Annotated in this window: 16 protein-coding genes; 8 read left to right on the top strand and 8 right to left on the bottom strand. The window is 67.8% G+C overall.

Features of this window, described 5'->3' with window-relative positions:
• Positions 1-8 precede the first annotated feature (8 nt).
• Positions 9-284 carry a hypothetical protein gene (locus tag VNJ48_RS05675; protein WP_325599963.1) on the bottom strand — a complete coding sequence of 92 codons (276 nt, stop codon included), beginning with the start codon at positions 282-284 and terminating at the stop codon, positions 9-11.
• A gap of 62 nt (positions 285-346) precedes the next feature.
• Between VNJ48_RS05675 and VNJ48_RS05670 the strand changes: the two genes are divergently transcribed.
• A complete protein-coding gene (locus VNJ48_RS05670) occupies positions 347-2,125 on the top strand; it encodes a DEDD exonuclease domain-containing protein (protein WP_325599961.1) in 1,779 nt (592 codons plus the stop codon).
• Here VNJ48_RS05670 and VNJ48_RS05665 read toward each other — a convergent pair.
• Both VNJ48_RS05665 and VNJ48_RS05660 read right to left on the bottom strand, forming a co-directional pair.
• The gene (locus VNJ48_RS05665) at positions 2,066-3,424 is read right to left on the bottom strand and encodes a hypothetical protein (RefSeq protein ID WP_325599959.1); all 1,359 of its coding nucleotides are present in this window, start codon (positions 3,422-3,424) and stop codon (positions 2,066-2,068) included. The genes VNJ48_RS05670 and VNJ48_RS05665 overlap by 60 nt on opposite strands.
• 44 nt (positions 3,425-3,468) lie before the next feature.
• Positions 3,469-3,747, bottom strand: coding sequence for an Lrp/AsnC ligand binding domain-containing protein (locus VNJ48_RS05660; RefSeq protein WP_325599957.1), 279 nt, complete (start codon positions 3,745-3,747; stop codon positions 3,469-3,471).
• Positions 3,748-3,914: 167 nt separating this feature from the next.
• Between VNJ48_RS05660 and VNJ48_RS05655 the strand changes: the two genes are divergently transcribed.
• From VNJ48_RS05655 to VNJ48_RS05645, 3 genes are read left to right on the top strand one after another with little or no spacing between them, the layout of a single operon-like run.
• Positions 3,915-6,758: an Ig-like domain-containing protein gene (locus tag VNJ48_RS05655; protein WP_325599955.1), complete on the top strand. Its 2,844-nt coding sequence runs from the start codon at positions 3,915-3,917 to the stop codon at positions 6,756-6,758.
• 37 nt (positions 6,759-6,795) lie between these two features.
• Complete coding sequence (locus VNJ48_RS05650) at positions 6,796-7,428, top strand: hypothetical protein (protein ID WP_325599953.1); 633 nt, start codon at positions 6,796-6,798, stop codon at positions 7,426-7,428.
• The gene (locus VNJ48_RS05645) at positions 7,425-8,810 is read left to right on the top strand and encodes a hypothetical protein (protein ID WP_325599951.1); all 1,386 of its coding nucleotides are present in this window, start codon (positions 7,425-7,427) and stop codon (positions 8,808-8,810) included. Before VNJ48_RS05650 ends, VNJ48_RS05645 begins: the two co-directional genes overlap by 4 nt.
• A gap of 1 nt (position 8,811) precedes the next feature.
• Here the strand turns inward: VNJ48_RS05645 and trpD are convergent, their stop codons facing one another.
• The 4 genes from trpD to VNJ48_RS05625 are packed head-to-tail and all read right to left on the bottom strand — an operon-like array spanning position 8,812 to position 12,143.
• Positions 8,812-9,837, bottom strand: coding sequence for an anthranilate phosphoribosyltransferase (gene trpD / locus VNJ48_RS05640; protein WP_325599949.1), 1,026 nt, complete (start codon positions 9,835-9,837; stop codon positions 8,812-8,814).
• Positions 9,838-9,892: 55 nt separating this feature from the next.
• Positions 9,893-10,336 (bottom strand): hypothetical protein, encoded by a 444-nt coding sequence (locus VNJ48_RS05635; RefSeq protein WP_325599947.1) that lies wholly within the window; start codon positions 10,334-10,336, stop codon positions 9,893-9,895.
• Positions 10,337-10,349: 13 nt separating this feature from the next.
• A complete protein-coding gene (locus VNJ48_RS05630; RefSeq protein ID WP_325599945.1) occupies positions 10,350-11,192 on the bottom strand; it encodes a glycosyltransferase family 87 protein in 843 nt (280 codons plus the stop codon).
• Between the two features lie 9 nt (positions 11,193-11,201).
• Positions 11,202-12,143 carry a cytochrome c oxidase assembly protein gene (locus VNJ48_RS05625; RefSeq protein WP_325599943.1) on the bottom strand — a complete coding sequence of 314 codons (942 nt, stop codon included), beginning with the start codon at positions 12,141-12,143 and terminating at the stop codon, positions 11,202-11,204.
• A 113-nt stretch (positions 12,144-12,256) separates the two neighbouring features.
• Between VNJ48_RS05625 and VNJ48_RS05620 the strand changes: the two genes are divergently transcribed.
• Genes VNJ48_RS05620 through VNJ48_RS05605 form a run of 4 tightly spaced genes read left to right on the top strand, consistent with a single transcriptional unit; the run spans position 12,257 to position 16,645 of the window.
• Positions 12,257-12,877, top strand: coding sequence for a heme-copper oxidase subunit III (locus VNJ48_RS05620; protein WP_325600207.1), 621 nt, complete (start codon positions 12,257-12,259; stop codon positions 12,875-12,877).
• Positions 12,878-12,906: 29 nt separating this feature from the next.
• Positions 12,907-13,809 carry a c-type cytochrome gene (locus VNJ48_RS05615; protein ID WP_325599941.1) on the top strand — a complete coding sequence of 301 codons (903 nt, stop codon included), beginning with the start codon at positions 12,907-12,909 and terminating at the stop codon, positions 13,807-13,809.
• Positions 13,806-14,903: a ubiquinol-cytochrome c reductase iron-sulfur subunit gene (locus tag VNJ48_RS05610; protein ID WP_325599939.1), complete on the top strand. Its 1,098-nt coding sequence runs from the start codon at positions 13,806-13,808 to the stop codon at positions 14,901-14,903. The genes VNJ48_RS05615 and VNJ48_RS05610 overlap by 4 nt, the downstream gene beginning before the upstream one ends.
• Complete coding sequence (locus VNJ48_RS05605) at positions 14,900-16,645, top strand: ubiquinol-cytochrome c reductase cytochrome b subunit (protein ID WP_325599937.1); 1,746 nt, start codon at positions 14,900-14,902, stop codon at positions 16,643-16,645. The genes VNJ48_RS05610 and VNJ48_RS05605 overlap by 4 nt, the downstream gene beginning before the upstream one ends.
• 76 nt (positions 16,646-16,721) lie before the next feature.
• On the opposite strand, the gene VNJ48_RS05600 is transcribed toward VNJ48_RS05605, so the two are convergent.
• On the bottom strand, positions 16,722-17,939 hold the full coding sequence (locus tag VNJ48_RS05600; protein ID WP_325599935.1) for a L,D-transpeptidase: 1,218 nt from the start codon (positions 17,937-17,939) through the stop codon (positions 16,722-16,724).
• Between the last annotated feature and the right edge of the window lie 47 nt (positions 17,940-17,986).

The following is a 17,986-nucleotide window of genomic DNA, read 5'->3' as shown; positions in this document are numbered from 1 at the left end:
CGACAGGTCTAGTCGGAGGCCGAGGACCGGCTGGTGGGGTCATCGGCCTGGGAAGCCTCATGGCGGTTCACGAGCTCGATCGCATCGTCGCGCCCGCACCAGCGGCACGACACGAGCTCAACCGACTCGTCCTTGACCTGGATCGACTCGACGCCATGATCTCCCGCCAGGTCGAAGTGCCAGAACTCCGTCGTACGACGGCTGCGGGTCACGTCGAAGCGGGTGAGATTTCCACAACCACCGCATCTCCACCGGCGGGTCTCGTCAGGAAGCTCTGGGGTCACGCGCTCAGCCTAGTGGCGCGCCCTGCCGGGAGATGTCGGTGGTGCGATCTAGCGTCCTTGCCATGAGCACCACAGCGTCCGCGCCTTCACGTTGGGAGGCCCAGCGCAGCTTCGACGAGCTGGGGAGGCCACTGCGCGACATCACGTTCTGCGTGGTCGACCTCGAGACGACCGGCGGCTCTGCCGCTGGCGGGTCCATGATCACCGAGATCGGTGCAGTCAAGGTCCGCGGCGGTGAAGTGCTGGGCGAGTTCCAGACGCTGGTCAATCCGCATGCCGCCATTCCGCCTTTCATCGCCGTGCTCACCGGCATCACCAACTCCATGGTCAGCGACGCCCCGTCCATCGAGTCGGCGCTACCCGCCTTCCTGGAGTTCGCCGCCGGCAGCGTCCTGGTCGCGCACAACGCTCCGTTCGACGTGGGCTTCCTGCGCCACTTCGCCAGCCTCCAGGACCTGACCTGGCCCGGCTTCGAGGTCGTCGACACAGCGAAGCTGGCGCGGCGGGTGATCACCCGGGACGACGCCCCCAACTGCAAGCTCTCGTCGTTGGCCCAGCTGTTCCACGCCACCACCACGCCCAACCACCGCGCACTGTCCGATGCGCGAGCAACCGTCGACGTCCTGCACGGACTCATGGAGCGGCTCGGGGGCATCGGTGTGCACACCCTCGAGGAGCTGCGCACGTTCACCTCTAAGGTGTCCACCGCTCAGCGGCGCAAGCGGCACCTGGCGGAGGGGCTGCCACACGCTCCGGGTGTCTACCTGTTCCGTGACGACAGCAGCCGGGTGCTCTACGTCGGGACGTCGAAGGACCTGCGCAGCCGGGTTCGCACCTACTTCACGGCTTCCGAGACCAGGTCGCGGATGGGAGAGATGATCGGCCTGGCCGAGTCCGTCACCGCGATCACCTGCGCCACCCCGCTCGAGGCCGAGGTCAGGGAGCTGCGGCTGATCGCCGAGCACAAACCGAAGTACAACCGGCGTTCGCGCTTCCCGGAGAAGGTGCACTTCGTCAAGCTCACCCGCGAGGTCTGGCCGCGACTGTCCCTGGTTCGACGCGTGCTCGACGACGACGCCGACTATCTCGGACCGTTCTCATCAAGGAAGACAGCGGAGAAGTGTCTGGCCGTCCTTCACGACACGTTCCCCGTCCGGCAGTGCTCCGACCGGATAGGGGCCCGCCCGTCCCGCACCCCGTGCGTGCTGGCCGAGATGGGGCGTTGTCTGTCCCCTTGTGACGGCAGCGCCGATCCTGCGACCTATGGCGCGGTGGTGAGGTCGGTGCGCGACACGATGATGCGGCGCCCCGACGAGGTGGTCGACGCCATCAATGCGCGGATGACGGCGCTGGCTCAGCTCGAACGATTCGAGGAGGCCGGAGTCCACCGTGATCGGCTGTCCACGTTCGTGCGCTCAGCTGCCAGGACGCAGCGACTCTCCGCGCTGAGTGCCTGTTCCGAGATCGTGGCCGCCCGGCGCGAGGACGACGGCAGATGGGCGGTCCACGTGGTGCGTTTCGGCAGGCTCGCCTCGGCCGGGGTCATCCCACCCGGGGCGGACGCCCACCTCTACGTCGAGCAGCTGCGGGCCAGTGCCGAGACCGTGGCCCGCGCGCCCGGCCCGGTCCCCTCCGCGACCGCGGAGGAGAGCGAGAAGGTCCTGCGATGGCTGGAGGCGCCGGGGATCCGGCTCGTCGAGGTCGACGGCGACTGGGTCTGCCCCGTCGGCGGCGCCACCCGTCACCTGGCGGTCTACGACGCGCTCAACCAGTCCCAGCTCTCAGTGGTCCCGTTCGACGAGCGACGGCTCCCGGCCGCCGTCCATCGGCCGGTCAGGTGACATCCCCAGGTCGCGCGGCCACGCGGCAACGCCGACGACCAGACAGCCGTAGATGAGGAAGTAGTAGTTGACGGAGCCCTGTTTGGACAACAGCACCGTCGCCAGCAGCGCAAGGCCGACGCCAAGAGCCGTCCACGTCGCTGAGGGCGGGGCGGTGCGCCGGATCCAGAACGAGACCGCCAAGCCGGCTGCGACGGACAGCACCGACATGGCGTCGACCGGGATGGGTACGCCCGCACCCACCAGGTCGACGGTGAGCGACACCGAGTCCGACCGGAAGGGCTGTCCGAGGTGCAGCATCACGACCGATCTCCAGAAGTCGGCAGGGCCGAGCAGGAAGAAGCCGGTGACCAGCAGCGCCGACGCGCCGACAGCCGCGAGCAGGCACGTGTTCCCGAGGCGGGCCCTGATCTGCTTCTCGAGGGGGACCAGCACGACGGCGTACTGCTTCGTGGTGAGAAGAAGCATCAGGCCGATCGCTCCCAGGCCCGGCTTGCCCCGTGCCATGGCAAAGGCCACGACGCCGACGCCGAGCAGCATCAGCGGTTCGACCCAGTAGCCGACGACCGTGATCACTGCAAGGACGTTTGCCGGCAGTGCCGCCACCACGGCGCGCCCGACAGAGTCAGACGTGAGTCGCCACGCCAAGGCGGTCGTCAGGAGCACGGCCAGCGCGCTGGCGTAGCGCACGTCGCCCAGGAGGTGTCCGGGGAGGTCCGCGAACAGCGAGCCGGGGAGGTATGGATATCCCACATCGAGCTGGTCGCCATCGATGAACTCCGGCGACCAGTACTTCGCAGTCTCCTCAGCGTTGTAAGGATTGGGGAACGTCAGCGAGTAGGGGTTGACGCCGCGAAGCAGCGCGTCGAGCGAGTCCTCGACCAGGATTGGCACGTCACCTTTCGGGGGGATCCGGTCGATCATCGTCACGAGGTAGCCGGCCATCAGGGCCAGGTGGAAGTAGAAGGTGCGCGGCCAGTACGTCGCCATCGTGCTTGACACCATCAGGACGACGACCACAACGACGGGCAGGACGACCGGCGCGTCGGGCACGGCCAGGACGACCAGCGGCAGGGCGACCAGGACCCCCAGCAGCGCGACCACCACGGCAACCGGTCGAGTCAGCGATGACTCGCTCCCCCGAGACTGGGTCGCCGCTGCAGCCACGACCAGCAGGAGGGTGAGCGGGACGCTCACGGCCAGGATGGGAGCCACCCCGAAGGCACCAACCGCGATCAGCAGGAGAAGGACGAGCAGCGGCAGGCGCGTGGGCCACTGGGGTCCGAGGTTCGCAGACACCCGCGGGAGGCTAGCCCAGGCTGAGGGTCCTCGTGCGGACTCCGCTACTCCAGACCGAGGGAGAAGGCGGATTCCAGGTCGTGCTTGGAGAAGGTGCGAAAGGCGATATGCGTCTCGGTCGACGTGACTCCGGTGACCTTGTTGAGCGAGTCGGCCACCACAGCCGCGATGTCCTCGTGCTTGCTGACCCGGATCATGGCGATCAGATCGATCTGGCCGGTGACCGAGTAGACCTCGCTGACGCCCTCCAGAGCCGCGATCTCCTCGGCCACCTCAGGGATGCTTGCGACGTCGGCCTTCACGAAGACGATGGCGGTGATCATGGTCCGACCGTAGCCGTTTCGCGGGCTCGTTGTGTCGGCCACTCATCAATTGCGGCATTCGTCGGCGGCCAACCGGCCGAGCGGCTACCGTACGGCGACCGCGCTCATCATCTCGAGGGGACCCCATGCGCTTCCGTTTGTCTGCTTTTCGCCGCCGTAGTCAGGTTGTGGCTACCGTGGCCGCGCTCGCGGTCCTGGCGTCACCGCTCGCTCTGACCGCCCCGGCGCAGGCCAAGGCCCCTGTCGGGTTGAAGGTTGCGCTGGTCAACTCCAGCACACCGGTCCTGACATGGACCCGGGTCGCGGGTGCCACCACCTACAAGGTCCAGATCGACAACAACCCGGGCTTCCCATCGCCCGAGGTACAGCAGGACACCCGCAACTCGCGATACGTCCCCACGACCCACCTGTCCCCCGGGACCCAGTACTGGCGCGTGACGGCGGTCAAGGACGGCACCCAGCCGTCCTGGGCGTCGAGCACGTTCTCCGTATCAGCCGTAGGCGTGCCTGTGCCGACCTCGCCAGGCAATGGCGAGGTCCTGCCGCAACCCGATCGGCCGCCGCTGCTGCGGTGGCAGACCAGTCGTGGCGCGACGTCCTACACAGTCGAGGTCGACGGTGATGCCGACTTCATCGGCGCCAAGACCTACACCACCAAGAACACGTCGGTCTCGGTGCCAGACGCGCTCCCTGCAGGCGACTACTTCTGGCGGGTCACCGCCAGCTTGGGACAAGGCCTCAACAGCGTTCCGTCCGGCACCCACAGCTTCATCCTCGGCGCCCTGTCCGCCCCGACACTGACCTTCCCGGTCGATGACATCAACTCCGCAGTCGAAGACGTCGTCTTCGACTGGGAGCCCGTCGCTGGCGCCGTGACCTACGATTTGCAAGTTGCGACCGACTCCACGTTCAACAACTTCGCCTTCAAGGCCGAGAACGTCTACGGCACCCGCTACTCCCCGCCGACCACCTTGTTCAACGACCAGTTCTGGTGGCGAGTGCGCGCGGTCGACCTCGCCGGTCAGCCGACCGCTTGGGCCGAGGCGCGCTTCAGCTTCAAGCGCCAGTGGCTCGACACCCCGCAAGCGGTCTACCCCACAGGAAGCCTCGCCGTAGACGATGCCAGCGTGGGGTCGCTCGACGGTGACAAGCTCTTCTACCAGTGGAGCCCCGTCCAGCACGCGACCAGCTACCGGTTCGAGGCCGCTCTCGACCAGAACTTCAGTGTGAGCACGAAGGTGTGCAAAACCGCAGGCACGACTCTGGCCCCCGGTCGCGGCAACGCCAATTGCTCCTTCCCGGCCGGGACGGTGCACTACTGGCGAGTCCGTGCGATGGACGCGCCCTACCCCGACGGTGACGGGCTGCCGGGCATCTACTCCACGGTCCAAAAGGTGAAGTGGGGCGCTGCCACCCCGATCGGCGCCGAGACACCAGGCTATTCGCCGGTCACGGGGCTCCAGGTCGCCATGACGGGCGTCGGCGCTGCCGGGCCCGGTGGTTGCACCGCTGTGCAGTGCGACAGCATGTCGGCAACCCCGGTCTTCACCTGGAACAAGCAGCCCGGCATCGCGACATACGTCGTGGTCATCGGCAGCGACGAGAACTTCACGACGTCGCCCCTTCCGGACCTGAACAAGTACCGCACGACCAACAACTACCTCAGCCTCGTCATGGAGGACGACAAGAAGGCGCTCGCCGAGAGCGAGGCGGGCGAGCCCTACTTCTGGTACGTCATCCCGTGCAAGGCCGGTAGCTGCGGACCGAGCCCGGTGTCGCAGAACCCGCCACTGCCCGGGGCTCACAGCTTCGTCAAGCGTTCGCCGGCCATCACCGGTATGTCATCGTCGGACGGCGGGGGCTCAGAGATCTCGTTCAGCTGGCAGGACTACTTCGACACCAACCAGGCCACCGCTTCCTTCGGTGAGCTCGGTCAGCAGGCGGCCAAGACCTACCGCATCCAGGTCGACAACGAGCCGAGCTTCGCTCAGCCCCTTCTCGACGAGAAGGTCGTCGACCAGGCGACCTACACCTCGGGCGATCGGCTCTACCCCGAGGGCACCGTGTACTGGCGAGTGCAGGCCATCGACGCGCAGGACAACGGCCTGACGTGGTCGGCGACCCAGTCACTCACCAAGGCGAGCCCACTCGTCGTGCAGACTTCGCCGATCGGCGGCCAGGCCGTTCCCGGGGATGTCCCGCTCGTGTGGCAACCCCAGGCATTCGCCTCGGCCTATGAGGTCGAGGTCTACGCCAACAACGACGGTGGTTTCTCGCCGGCCAACCGGATCATGAGTGCTCGCGTGTCCAACCCGGCCTACACACCGTCAGAAACGATCCCCGCATCGGCGTCTCCGTACGTCTGGCGAGTTCGTCGCCTCGACTCCCGCAGCAACCCGGGTCCATGGAGCGCTGCCTCGTTCGTCTCGCGCGGCGCTGCCCCGACGCTGATCGCCCCCGGCAACGGTGCTCTTCAGGGCACCGCGGCCGGCTACTTCGAGTGGAGCGACGTCCCCGGCGCCGTCCGCTACGAGGTGACCATGCGCAACGGGGCGGGCTCGTCGCAGTCGACCGGCACGGTGGCGACGGCCCTGGCACCGTCAGAGATCGCCACCGGCGCCTACACCTGGCAGGTCACGGCGTTCGACGCCTCCGGCAAGGTGCTCGGCGCCAGCGCGCTCCGCACCTTCCGTATCGACGCCGACGCCCCCAAGGTCGTCAAGGTCAAGCCGGGCAAGCTCAAGGCCACGTCGAACCTGAAGGTGATCTTCAGCGAGGCGGTCAAGGGTCTGAGCACCAAGACCGTGAAGCTCAAGCGCCAGAACGCGAAGGGCAAGTTCCAGGTCGTCAAGACCAAGCTGAAGGTCAAGAACGGCGGCAAGCTGGCCCTGATCAACCCCAAGGGTCCCTTGAAGAAGGGCGCGTACAAGATCGTCTTCAAGAACTCGGCGATCAAGGATGGCGCGGGCAACACGCTGGTCGACAAGACGTTCGCAGCTCCGACGCGCTGACTGCTGCGATCGGCGCCCGCGGCAGTAGTCTCCGCCCGTGACTTTCCTGACCGACCACTGGCTCGACGTCCTCGGCTGGGGCGGCAGTGCACTCCTGGTGTACTCGCTGCTCCAGTCGCGGGTGCTTCGCCTCCGCGTGCTCAACCTGGCGGCGTGCCTCATCCTGACTGTCTTCAACTGGGCCCTCGAAGTGTGGCCGATGGTCGGCATGAACATCGTGCTGAGCGTGATCAACCTGTGGTTCATCGTCCAGCTCGTCCGTGACCGACACGACGAGGCCGCATTCGAGGTGCTGGAAGTGGGGGGTCTCGACCACTACCTGCGACACGTGTTGCGGGTGCACGGCGCCGACATCTCGAAGTTCAACCCGGACTTCGTGCACGACCCGCACGCCGAGGACCAGCACGCGTTCATCATCCAGAACGGCGATGAGACCGTCGGCGTCGTCATCCTCGCGGTGCTGGGTGACGACGCGCACGTACGGCTGGACTATGTGACGCCCCGCTACCGTGACTTCTCGCCCGGCGAGTTCGTCTGGCGTCGTAGCGGGCTCCTGGCCGGGCTGGGCATCCGTCGCGTGGTGACTTCGCCGTCGATGGTCGCCCCGTACTACCACCGGGTCGGTTTTCGCCACCAGAATGATGCCTGGACCCTCGAGGTGCCGTCGTGATCGAAGCGTTGGTCCGCAGGTGGCTGCCCATCACCGCTATCGGCCTGCTGCTGGGCGGGCTCGTACGAGCTCAACGCGCTCCCGGTTTCGGAGCCGACGTCTATCTGCACCTGAGGGTGGGGGCCGAGTTCCTGGGCGGCTGGAGCATCGCCGAGCCGGGCCATTTCGGTTCCTTCGACAGCCAGGCCTGGTATCCCACCCAGTGGCTCACCCAGATCGGCATGGCGTGGGCCGAGCAGGCGGGTGGGTTCAGTGGCGTCATGTGGCTGACCGGCACGGTCATCTGCGTCCTTGCCGTCACGGTGTACCTCGGTTGTCGGACGATGGCAGCACCTCTGCCGGCCGCCTTGGCGACCATCGTCGCGATCATGGCCGCGACCCCCGGTCTCAGCGGGCGCCCGCAGATCCTCAGCTACATCCTGATCTCCATCGTGACGACCGCGTGGCTCGCAACAGCACGCGACGGCAAAGCGCGGTGGTGGCTGGTTGTCGTCAACTGGGTGTGGGTGCCACTGCACGGCATGTGGATGATCGGCATCCTGATCGGCGTGGTCGCGACGATCGGCATCGCCTTGGAACGTCAGCACGATCGGCGTCGCGTCCTGAAGCTGGCACTCATCCCTGTCCTGTCCACGCTCGTGACCATCCTCACCCCACTCGGTGTCCACGTCTTCGAGTCCGTGGCGGTCGTCGGCGACCGCGCTCAGTTCCTGGACGAGTGGGATCCCCCGGACTTCACCACTCCCCCGGCCGCCATCCTTGCCGTGATGATCGCCGTGATCCTGATGGCTGCCATGCGGCGCGACCGCGTCGACTGGCCGACGATCATGCTCGTCGGTCTGGCCATCGCATGGAGCATCTACACACTGCGGACGACCGTCGTCGCCGCCGTGATGCTCGCACCGATCCTCGCCGGCACGCTCCAGCGGTTCGTCCCGCGCGGACCGTCGATCGGTCGGGCTGAGGGAGCAGCACTGGGGGCCATGCTGGTCGCAGCGTCCTGCGTGCTCGTCCCGGTGGCCAACGCCCGAGCTGATGACAAGGCGGCTCCTGCCTGGTTGGACGGCCGGCTGGACGCCATGCCGGCTGGAACAACCGTGCTCAACGAGTTCAATGAAGGCGCCTACTTCCTCTGGCGGCACCCCCAGCTTGACCTAGTGATGCACGGGTACGCCGACGCGTTCACCGACGACGAGATCGTCCGCAACGTCGAGATCAGCGTCCTGGCCCCGGGCTGGGACCGCGAGGTCGCCGAGCTCGACGTCGACGTCGCCCTCGTGGATCCCGACTCGCCCCTCGGCTACGCCATGACCAACGACCTGGGCTGGACGGAGATCGAGGCGGACGAGGACTTCGCCCTGCTCAGTCCGCCGACCGGCTGAGTCAGCGCGACGACGCTGCGACCCAGCCGTCCAGCGTGGCCAGCGCGGCACCCGTGTCGATCGCCTCGGCAGCCCTGACGGTGCCCGCGGCCAACGCCGTCATCGGGTCGCCGGCCGGGTCGCCGTGGACCGCAAGGGCCGCCGCAGCGTTGAGCACCACCGCGTCCCGTACAGGCCCCTGCTCCCCTGCCATGACCCGGCGGACGACGCCCGCGTTGTGGGCCACGTCACCGCCGCGGAGGTCCGCCGTGGTGGCCGACGCGATCCCGAGCTCCGCCGGATCGATCGTCGTCCTGGTCACCTCGCCGCCGTGGACGGCCCACAGCGTCGAGGTGGTCGTGGTGGTGAGCTCGTCGAGCCCGTCGTCCCCACGGAAGACCCACGCGTCGACGCCCCGGGACGCGTAGACGCCGGCCATGACCGGGGCTGCCGCCGGGTCGGCGCAGCCGATGGCCTGCGCGTCCGGTCGCGCCGGGTTGGTCAGGGGACCGAGCAGGTTGAAGCTGGTGGCGATGCCCATCTCGCGACGCGGCACGGCCGCGTGCCGCATGGCGGGGTGGAACGCCGCCGCGAAGCAGAACGTGATGCCGGCTTCAGCGGCGACCTCGGCCACCCGCTTGACCGGCAGGTCGAGACGGATCCCGAGATGCTCGAGCACGTCCGCGGAGCCGGCCGCGGAGGAGGCAGACCTGCTGCCGTGCTTGACGACGCGCGCACCAGCCCCGGCCGCAACGATCGCGGCCATGGTCGAGATGTTCACCGACATCGACCGGTCGCCCCCCGTGCCGACAACATCGAGCAGCCGCCCCTCGACCGAGATCGAGTTGCCGGCGGCGAGCATCGCATCGGCCAGCGCGGTCACCTCGGCGACCGTCTCCCCCTTCGAGCGGAGCGCCACGGCGAAACCTGCGATCTGAGCGGGCGTCGCGTCCCCGGCGAGGATCTGCGCCATCGCCCAGCCCGCCTGCTCTGGGGCAAGGTCGCGGTGCGCCACCAGCGTGGACAGGACGTCGGCCCAGGTCGTCATGGGACCGGAGTCTTCCAGACTCCCCTGTCGGCGACGGGTGGCGTCTCGCCTGCGATCAGGAGGCGGTGGCCGGAACCCGTGAGCGGAGCAGCGACACGACGGCCTCTGCGAGCTGGATCGGGTCGATCGGGTGCGGGACGGCGGCCTCGGCGCGCGACCAGGTCGCGAGCCAGGCGTCCTGCGGACGTCCGAGGAGGACCAGCACCGGGGGGCACTGGTAGATCTCGTCCTTGAGCTGCTTGGCGATGCCCAACCCGCCGGCTGGGACGGCCTCGCCGTCGAGGATCGCGAGGTCGATGTGACCGACGTCCATGTTCTGGATGACGACGGGCTCGGTCGCCACCTCGACGTATTCCACCTCGGGCAGGTCCGGGTGCGGTCGACGACCGAGGGCGAAGATGACCTGCTGGCGGGTGTCGACGTCGTCGCTGTAGACGAGGACCTTCAACGGTTTGCGGTGCGAGGACTCCGAGGACTCCGAGGACGTGGTCTGGCTCACGCCGACATCGTACTCAATGGTCACCGCCGTCAGCAGGCGGCCGTTGGTAGCCGTTGGCCTGTCTCGCGAGTCGGGGCATTGCGGTCAGCATGGTGAAGGAGGCAATGGCAAGGACCGGCGTGCTGAGCACCATGGCTACGGGGATCAGCTGGCGCCGACCCGTCAAGGCTCCGAAGACCACGACGGCCAGTGCCAGGGGAAGCCGGATCGCGAGGGGCGGCAGGACAGGTATGCCCATGGCGTCCCCGGCCTGAGACATGTGCAGGGAGAGGAAAGCCAGCCAGTCGGCCCAGGCATCCGCGTCGAGGGCCACCGACACCGCGGTGACTGTGCCGATCACGGCGACCGACAACCCGAGGTTGCGCCACTCTCGCCGGGCGAGAAACCAGATCGGACCCAGGCACGGGGTGATCTTCGTCAGTGCTGCCACGGTCCACGCTCCCGGATGGCGAAGACCGAGGACCGCGGTCAGTGCCAGGAGCCAAAACACGTTGCCCGTGACGATCTCCGGGAGCGTCGCAAGCCACAGGGGCACCCCCCACTGCCATCGCAACGGGCGGAGCAGCCACGCGAACGTCAGCGCGGGGGCCAGGATGAAGATCACCCCGAACACCGGCCAGGGGAGCTGGGTCAGCGGCCACAGCGCCTGGGCGAAGGCCGGGCTGTAGAGGAAGGCGTCCTTGGTGTTGGGCGGCCGGCCGTAGATGTCGCCGGACTGTCCGGTCAGCCAATACGCATGGGAGTCGTAGCCGAAGCCGGAGGATGCAACCACCATGCCTGCGTTGACGGCGCATGCGATCCCGACGATCCAGACGAGGTCTCGTGGGAGACGTTGGCGGATCGAGACGTTCTGCACCGGGGAAGCCTAGGCGGCGCCGCCCTGTCGGTGTCCGGATCGGCGATCTTGGTCATCGCTGCGCGAGGCACGCGCCTCGACCAGGTCGAGCCGCCGGTCCTCCCGAGCCGCCTCCTTCATGGAGGAGCGGACCCACTGCACGAAGAGCACCGCGAAGAACACCAGCCCGATCAGGTCGCCGGACGCCCAGAGGATCCCGCCGGCCAGGTGCTGGTCGTCGAGGGGGTCCGGCAACCACGCGCCCATCGGACCTTCGCGCAGCGCCAGGTAGTGCGACGCCCCGAGCAGGGTCGTCTGGCCCATGATGGTCACACCCAGGAACGCGTGGAACGGCAGCGTGAGCACCGTCAACAAGACCCGGAAGGGATAACCGACGCGGCCGGGCAGCGGGTCGACACCCATCAGCGGCCAGAAGAAGAGCGCCCCGACCGTGACCAGGTGGACGTGCATCATCTCGTGCACGAAGGGGGACGCCAACGATGCGTCGTACCAGCCGGAGTAGTAGAGCGCCCACGGCGAGAGGATGTAGAGCCCGAAGGTCAGCAGCGGGAAGGACAGGATCCTGGCCACCCAGGAGTGGAGCAGGCCGAGGAGCAGGCGCCGCGGGGCGGGGGGCAGGGTCCGCAGCGCCAGGGTCACCGGGGCGCCGAGCGCCAAGGACAGCGGTACGACCATGGACAGGATCATGTGCTGCACCATGTGCACGCTGATCAGGGTGGTGTCGTAGCGGGCGAGCCCCGACGACGTCGCGAAGAAGAACGAGCCCATGCCGGCCACGACGAAGGCGAGCGTCCGCCCGAGGGGCCACGCGTCGCCGCGGCGGCGCAGCACGACCACCCCGACGAGGTACACGCCCGCAATCCAGACGGTCAGGACGAAGGGCACGGGATCGAGGCCCCAGTCGGTGAAGACGCGCCCGAGGGTGAACCTCGGAAGGTCCAGATCGCTCACCCGCACCGCGCTCACCACAGTGTGAACAATATGACGTCGAAAAACGAGGGGGTCGGCGTGCCCCGGTTGTCGGCTACAGACATAATGAGCACGTGGCGACAGCAACGGCGACGATTCCGGCATCCCGACTTCACGGGAACCACGACCGACCCGACATGGTCAGCGTCGGCACCATCATCTGGCTTGCCAGTGAGCTGATGTTCTTCGCGGCTCTCTTCGCCGCCTACTTCACCATCCGGGCGGTCAGCCCCGAGCTGTGGGCCCAGGAGACGGAGAAGCTGAACGTCCCCTTCTCGACCGTCAACACGGTGATCCTCGTCCTGTCGTCGGTGACCTGCCAGCTCGGCGTCTTCGCGGCCGAGCGCGGTCAGGTCGGACGCAAGGGCTCGATCCTGAAGGTGGGCGGCTGGGGCCTGCGCGAGTGGTTCATCCTCACCTACATCATGGGTGCCTTCTTCATCGGCGGTCAGGCCCTCGAATACGCCGAGCTGGTCCACGAGGGCGTCACGATCCCGAGCTCCTCGTACGGCACGATGTTCTACCTCACCACCGGGTTCCACGGGATCCATGTGACCGGTGGGCTCATCGCCTTCCTCTTCGTCCTCGGGCGCACCTACCTCGCGCGCCGCTTCACCCACGAGCAGGCCGTGACGGCGATCGTCGTGTCCTACTACTGGCACTTCGTGGACGTCGTGTGGATCGCTCTCTTCTTCACGATCTACGTCATCAAGTAGCCACCCGACCCGGACCGCTAGGACTCACTGTGCGTTTGTTGAACCGCTCCGCAGGTCGGATCTCCCGGCACCGCCGCGGACCCGTCGCTGGACTGGTCGTGCTCCTGTTCGGCCTGCTGCTCACCGGCGGGCTGTACACCGTGCTCGACACCGCGTTCGTTCCGGCGCAGGCCGACGAGCAGACCATGAGCGACGAGGAGCTCGTCGCCGAGGGCCGTGAGCTCTTCCTCGTGGGCTGCTCCTCCTGCCACGGGCAGAACGCCGAGGGCCTCGCCACGGTCCGCGAGGGCCAGGTCAAAGGCCCCTCCCTGGTCGGTGTGGGTGCCGCAGCCGTCGACTTCCAGGTCGGGACGGGGCGCATGCCGATGGCGCGACCGGAGCAGCAGGCCCCCCGCAAGGGCGTGGTCTACAACGAGGAGGAGATCGCCGCCATGGCGGCCTACGTCGCCTCCTTGGCGCCCGGACCGGCCATCCCGTCCGAGGAGGACTACTCCCTCGAGGGCCTGTCCGAGGAGGAGCGCGAAGAGGCGATCGTCCGCGGTGGCCAGATCTTCTTGACCAACTGCACCGCCTGCCACAACTTCAACGGTTCCGGCGGCGCCATGCCTCGCGGCGGCTATGCGCCCAACCTCAAGGGCGTCGAGGACAGGTACATCTACGAAGCGCTCCTCACCGGCCCGCAGGCGATGCCCAACTTCAGCAACGGCAACCTCTCGCCGGAGGCCAAGCGCGACGTCATCGCCTACCTCAACACCATCGAGGACCAGCCCGAGTACGGCGGCTTCGGGATGGGCGGCCTCGGCCCCGTCTCCGAAGGCCTGTTCGCCTGGCTCCTCGGCATCGGTGGGCTGGTCGGCTTCGCCGTCTGGATCGCCGCCCACACCACCCGCACCACCCGGACGCCGCACCTCGAGGAAGGGGCCGAGGCATGATCGAGCCCGGCAACGACGACGCCATCGCCCCCGGCCACGATCGCAGCCTCGCCGTCCGTGAGGAGCCGATCGCCAACCCCGGTCTGCCCGCCCACCAGTGGCGCCCCACCGACGTCGACGAGCGCCTCGAGAAGCGCGCCGAGCGACAGGTCGCGGCGATGTTCGTCCTGTCCATGATCTGCGGAGTCCTCTTCGTCGTCGCCTACTTCACGCTGGAGATCGGCGACAACTTCGACACGTTCATCGGGTTGGGCGCCTCCACGGTGGCCCTCGGTCTCACCCTCGGCGGTGCGCTGCTCTTCATCGGCATCGGCATCATCCAGTGGGCCCGCAAGCTCATGGGCGACCAGGAGATCGTGGAGATGCGGCACCCGGCAGCCTCCAGCGCCGAGGACCGTGAGGCGACCCTCGCGGCGCTCTCGCTGGGTGCCGAGGAGTCGGGCATCGGCCGCCGGCCACTCGTCCGCAACACACTGCTGGGCTCCCTCGGCCTGCTCGGCCTGCCTGCGGTGGTGCTGCTGCGTGACCTCGGTCCGAGCAACGCCGAGGTCGCCAACGAGGAGGAGGGCACCGGGCTCCAGCACACCATCTGGAAGCCGGGCATGCGCCTGGTCCGCGACGTCCTCGGCACCCCGATCAAGGCCTCCGAGATCGAGATCGGCGACCTCGTCAACGCCGCCCCCGAGGCGCTCTTCCCGACCGAGGAGAACGGCTACGAGGAGATCGAGGGAGTTCCCCTCCAGGTCCAGAAGGCCAAGGGCGCCATCATCATCGTCAAGATGGAGCCCGACGAGATCAAGCCGGGCAAGGGCCGCGAGGACTGGACCATCGACGGCGTCATCTGCTACTCCAAGATCTGCACCCACGTGGGCTGCCCGATCTCCTTGTACGAGCGCACGACCCACCACGTCCTGTGCCCGTGCCACCAGTCCACCTTCGACCTGGCCGACTCGGCCAAGGTCGTCTTCGGACCCGCTCACCGACCCCTCCCCCAGCTGCCGCTGGCCGTTGACTCCGAGGGCTACCTGATCGCGCAGAGCGACTTCACTGAGCCCGTGGGGGCCAGCTATTGGGAGCGAGAGAAGCAAAAATGAGCCTCGACACGAGCAAGGTGGCCAGCACCAACGGCTCCACCCCCGCGACGGCCTCGAAGCCGTCCAAGATCGGCGGGGTCGCCGGCTGGGCCGATGACCGTCTCGGTCTCGCGACCGCGATGCGCAAGAACCTCCGCAAGGTCTTCCCCGACCACTGGTCCTTCATGCTGGGCGAGATCGCCCTGTGGAGCTTCGTGGTGCTGCTGCTCTCGGGCGTCTTCCTCACGCTGTGGTTCAACCCGAGCATGGGCGAGGTCCACTACGAGGGGTCCTACGACCCGCTGCGCGGCATCGAGATGTCGGAGGCGATGGCGTCCACGCTCAACATCTCCTTCGATGTCCGCGGCGGCCTCCTCATGCGCCAGATGCACCACTGGGCGGCGATGATCTTCGTCGCCTCGATGATGGTGCACCTGCTCCGGGTCTACTTCACGGGCGCCCACCGCAAGCCGCGCGAGCTCAACTGGGTGATCGGCTGCCTGCTGCTCCTGCTGGGCACGCTGGAGGGCTTCACCGGCTACTCGCTCCCCGACGACCTGCTCTCCGGCACCGGCGTCCGGGCCGCGGACGGCTTCCTGAAGGCCACCCCGGTCGTGGGCAGCTACATGTCGTTCTTCCTCTTCGGTGGCGAGTTCCCCGGAGACCAGATCATCCCGCGCCTCTACATCGTCCACGTGCTGCTGATCCCCGGTCTGCTGCTCGGCCTGATCGCCGCCCACATGCTCCTGCTCGTCTACCACAAGCACACCCAGTGGCCCGGCCCCGGCCGCACCGAGCAGAACGTCGTCGGCTTCCCGATGCTTCCGGTGTACGCCGCCAAGGCCGGTGGCTACTTCTTCATCGTCTTCGGCGTCACCGCCATCATGGGCGGGCTGTTGTCGATCAACCCGGTGTGGAAGTTCGGGCCCTACGATCCGACCAAGGTGACAGCCGGCTCCCAACCCGACTGGTACATGGGCTGGCCCGACGGCCTGCTCCGGATCATGCCCGGCTGGGAGTCGGTGATCTTCGGCTACACGATCTCGTGGAACGTCATGATCCCGATCCTCATCGTGCCGCCGCTCATGCTCGTGGTGCTGATGCTGCTGCCGTTCATCGAGGCCTGGATCACCGGTGACAAGCGTGACCACCACCTGCTCCAGCGCCCGCGCAACGCCCCGACCCGCACCGCGGTGATGGTGTCGTTGATGACCTTCTACGGCCTCGCCTGGGCCGCCGGCGGCAACGACCTGCTGGCGATCACCTTCGACCTGAGCATCAACCAGATCACCTACTTCATGCGGGTGATGATCTTCGTCGGGCCGGCGATCGCCTTCTTCATCACCCGCCGGTGGTGCATCTCGTTGCAGCGGCACGACAACGAGAAGCTCCTGCACGGCTACGAGACCGGCGTGATCATGCGCTCGGCCGAGGGCGGCTACACCGAGCGGCACCTGCCGATCAGCGAGACGTCGGCGTACACCCTCACCGCGCGTGACCGCGACGAGATCTACTCCGTCGACGGTGACACCGACGCCAACGGCGTCGTGGCTCCGGGGTCGCGGGTGCAGGCGCTGCGGGCCAAGCTGTCGAAGGCGTCGTTCGGCCACAACGTGCAGAAGCCCACGGCCGAGGAGCTCGCCGAGGCGCACGCGCATGCACAGCACGACCACGAGCTCGAGGCCGGTGACGATCACTCGACCGGTCATGAGCTCCACGGATCCACGGTCCAGTCCGTCGACGAGCCCCCACGGGCCCGCTGACGCAAGGTCGACCACGAAAGCCCCGGACCCCTGAGGGTCCGGGGCTTTCGCATCTGCTGGCTCGGTTGTCGAAGGCTCAGCTGAGTGCCGAGCCGGCCTTGTAGTCGCTGAAGGACGCGTTCCAGTCGCCGTACCCGTTGTCGAGGGTCATCCGGGCGTCGGTGCCGGTGTACTCGACCACGTCACCCCTCCTGGACATCGCGTAGAGCCACCCGGCGTCAGCGGTCGACATTCCCGTGCAGCCGTGCGAGACGTTGGCCGACCCCTGGGAGCCCACCGACCAAGGCGCGGCGTGGATGAACTCTCCGGAGTGGGTCAGCCGCATGGCCCACCGGACGTCGTCGATGTCGTAGGCCTCGGGGTCGTTGCTGGCAATGCCGACGGTCTCGGAGTTCATCCGCTTCGTCTCGAACTTCTCCATGATCACCTTGGTGCCCGAGCGCGTCGTGAACCCCGCCTTCCCGGTGGTGATCGGGACGGTCCGCAACAGCTTCGCGTTGGAGAAGACCTGCATCTGGTGCGTCCTGGCATTGACCTTGTAGATGTTGGCGTCCCCGACGTGGAAGTCCACCGTGCGGCTCTCCTGGCCGTGGACGCCGTTGCCTGCGTGGATCGAGTTCAGGTCGAGGTCGACCGTGACGTCCGTGCCGGCCTGCCAATAGGTCCGTGGACGCCAGTGGGCCAGGTGGTCGCTGAACCAGTGCCAGGAGCCCGGCTGGGCGGGAGTGCTCGTCACGATCATGTGCCGCTCGAAGGCCGCCCTGTCCGCGACGGCGACGTCGAAGCTGACAATGACCGGCATGCCGACGCCGACGGTCTCCCCGGCCAGGGGCGCGACGGACGGATAGGTCTGCTCCTCCAGGGTCAGGTCCTCCGTGTGGAACCGCACGACCAAGGTGTCGACCTCGCCGTCCGTTCGCTCGGCCCGGGCAGTGGCGACGTAGTCGGTGCCCGGCTCGAGCCGCGAGGAGAGCTGCCAGGCACCGTCGTCGAGCTCGCCCGGGAGCACGGTCCCGTCGGCTGTCTCGAGCGTGACGTCCTTCAGCGTGCCCTGGGAGGCATCGATCCGCAGCGGCTCTCCGATGTCGGCGGCGCGCAGGTCGGCGATGTTCGTGCCGACCCGGACCGGCGGCACGGGGGCCGGGCGTTGCTCCTCGTCCCGGGAACCGGGGGCGCTGTCGGGCTCCTCCCCCACGTCACAGGCAGCAACGGACGTCACCAACAGGACGGAGGCCACCGCACCGTTCAGCCGGTGCAGGCGCCGCGACCGAAGTGAGCCACGACCTGCAGCCATGCGTGCTCCCCCCGGAACGTCAGTGCGCGGTGCCCAGCACGTGAGCC

This window comes from Nocardioides sp., assembly GCF_035576065.1.
In the GTDB taxonomy this organism is placed as follows: domain Bacteria; phylum Actinomycetota; class Actinomycetes; order Propionibacteriales; family Nocardioidaceae; genus Nocardioides.
This window is presented reverse-complemented; position numbering and strand designations above follow the sequence as displayed.

Bases quoted from the DNA above. Each gene is read 5' to 3' on its own strand.
- VNJ48_RS05660 (WP_325599957.1), bottom strand. From the start codon at position 3,747: ATGATCACCGCCATCGTCTTCGTGAAGGCCGACGTCGCAAGCATCCCT.
- VNJ48_RS05670 (WP_325599961.1), top strand. From the start codon at position 347: ATGAGCACCACAGCGTCCGCGCCTTCACGTTGGGAGGCCCAGCGCAGC.
- VNJ48_RS05605 (WP_325599937.1), top strand. From the start codon at position 14,900: ATGAGCCTCGACACGAGCAAGGTGGCCAGCACCAACGGCTCCACCCCC.
- VNJ48_RS05610 (WP_325599939.1), top strand. From the start codon at position 13,806: ATGATCGAGCCCGGCAACGACGACGCCATCGCCCCCGGCCACGATCGC.
- VNJ48_RS05600 (WP_325599935.1), bottom strand. From the start codon at position 17,939: ATGGCTGCAGGTCGTGGCTCACTTCGGTCGCGGCGCCTGCACCGGCTG.
- trpD (WP_325599949.1), bottom strand. From the start codon at position 9,837: ATGACGACCTGGGCCGACGTCCTGTCCACGCTGGTGGCGCACCGCGAC.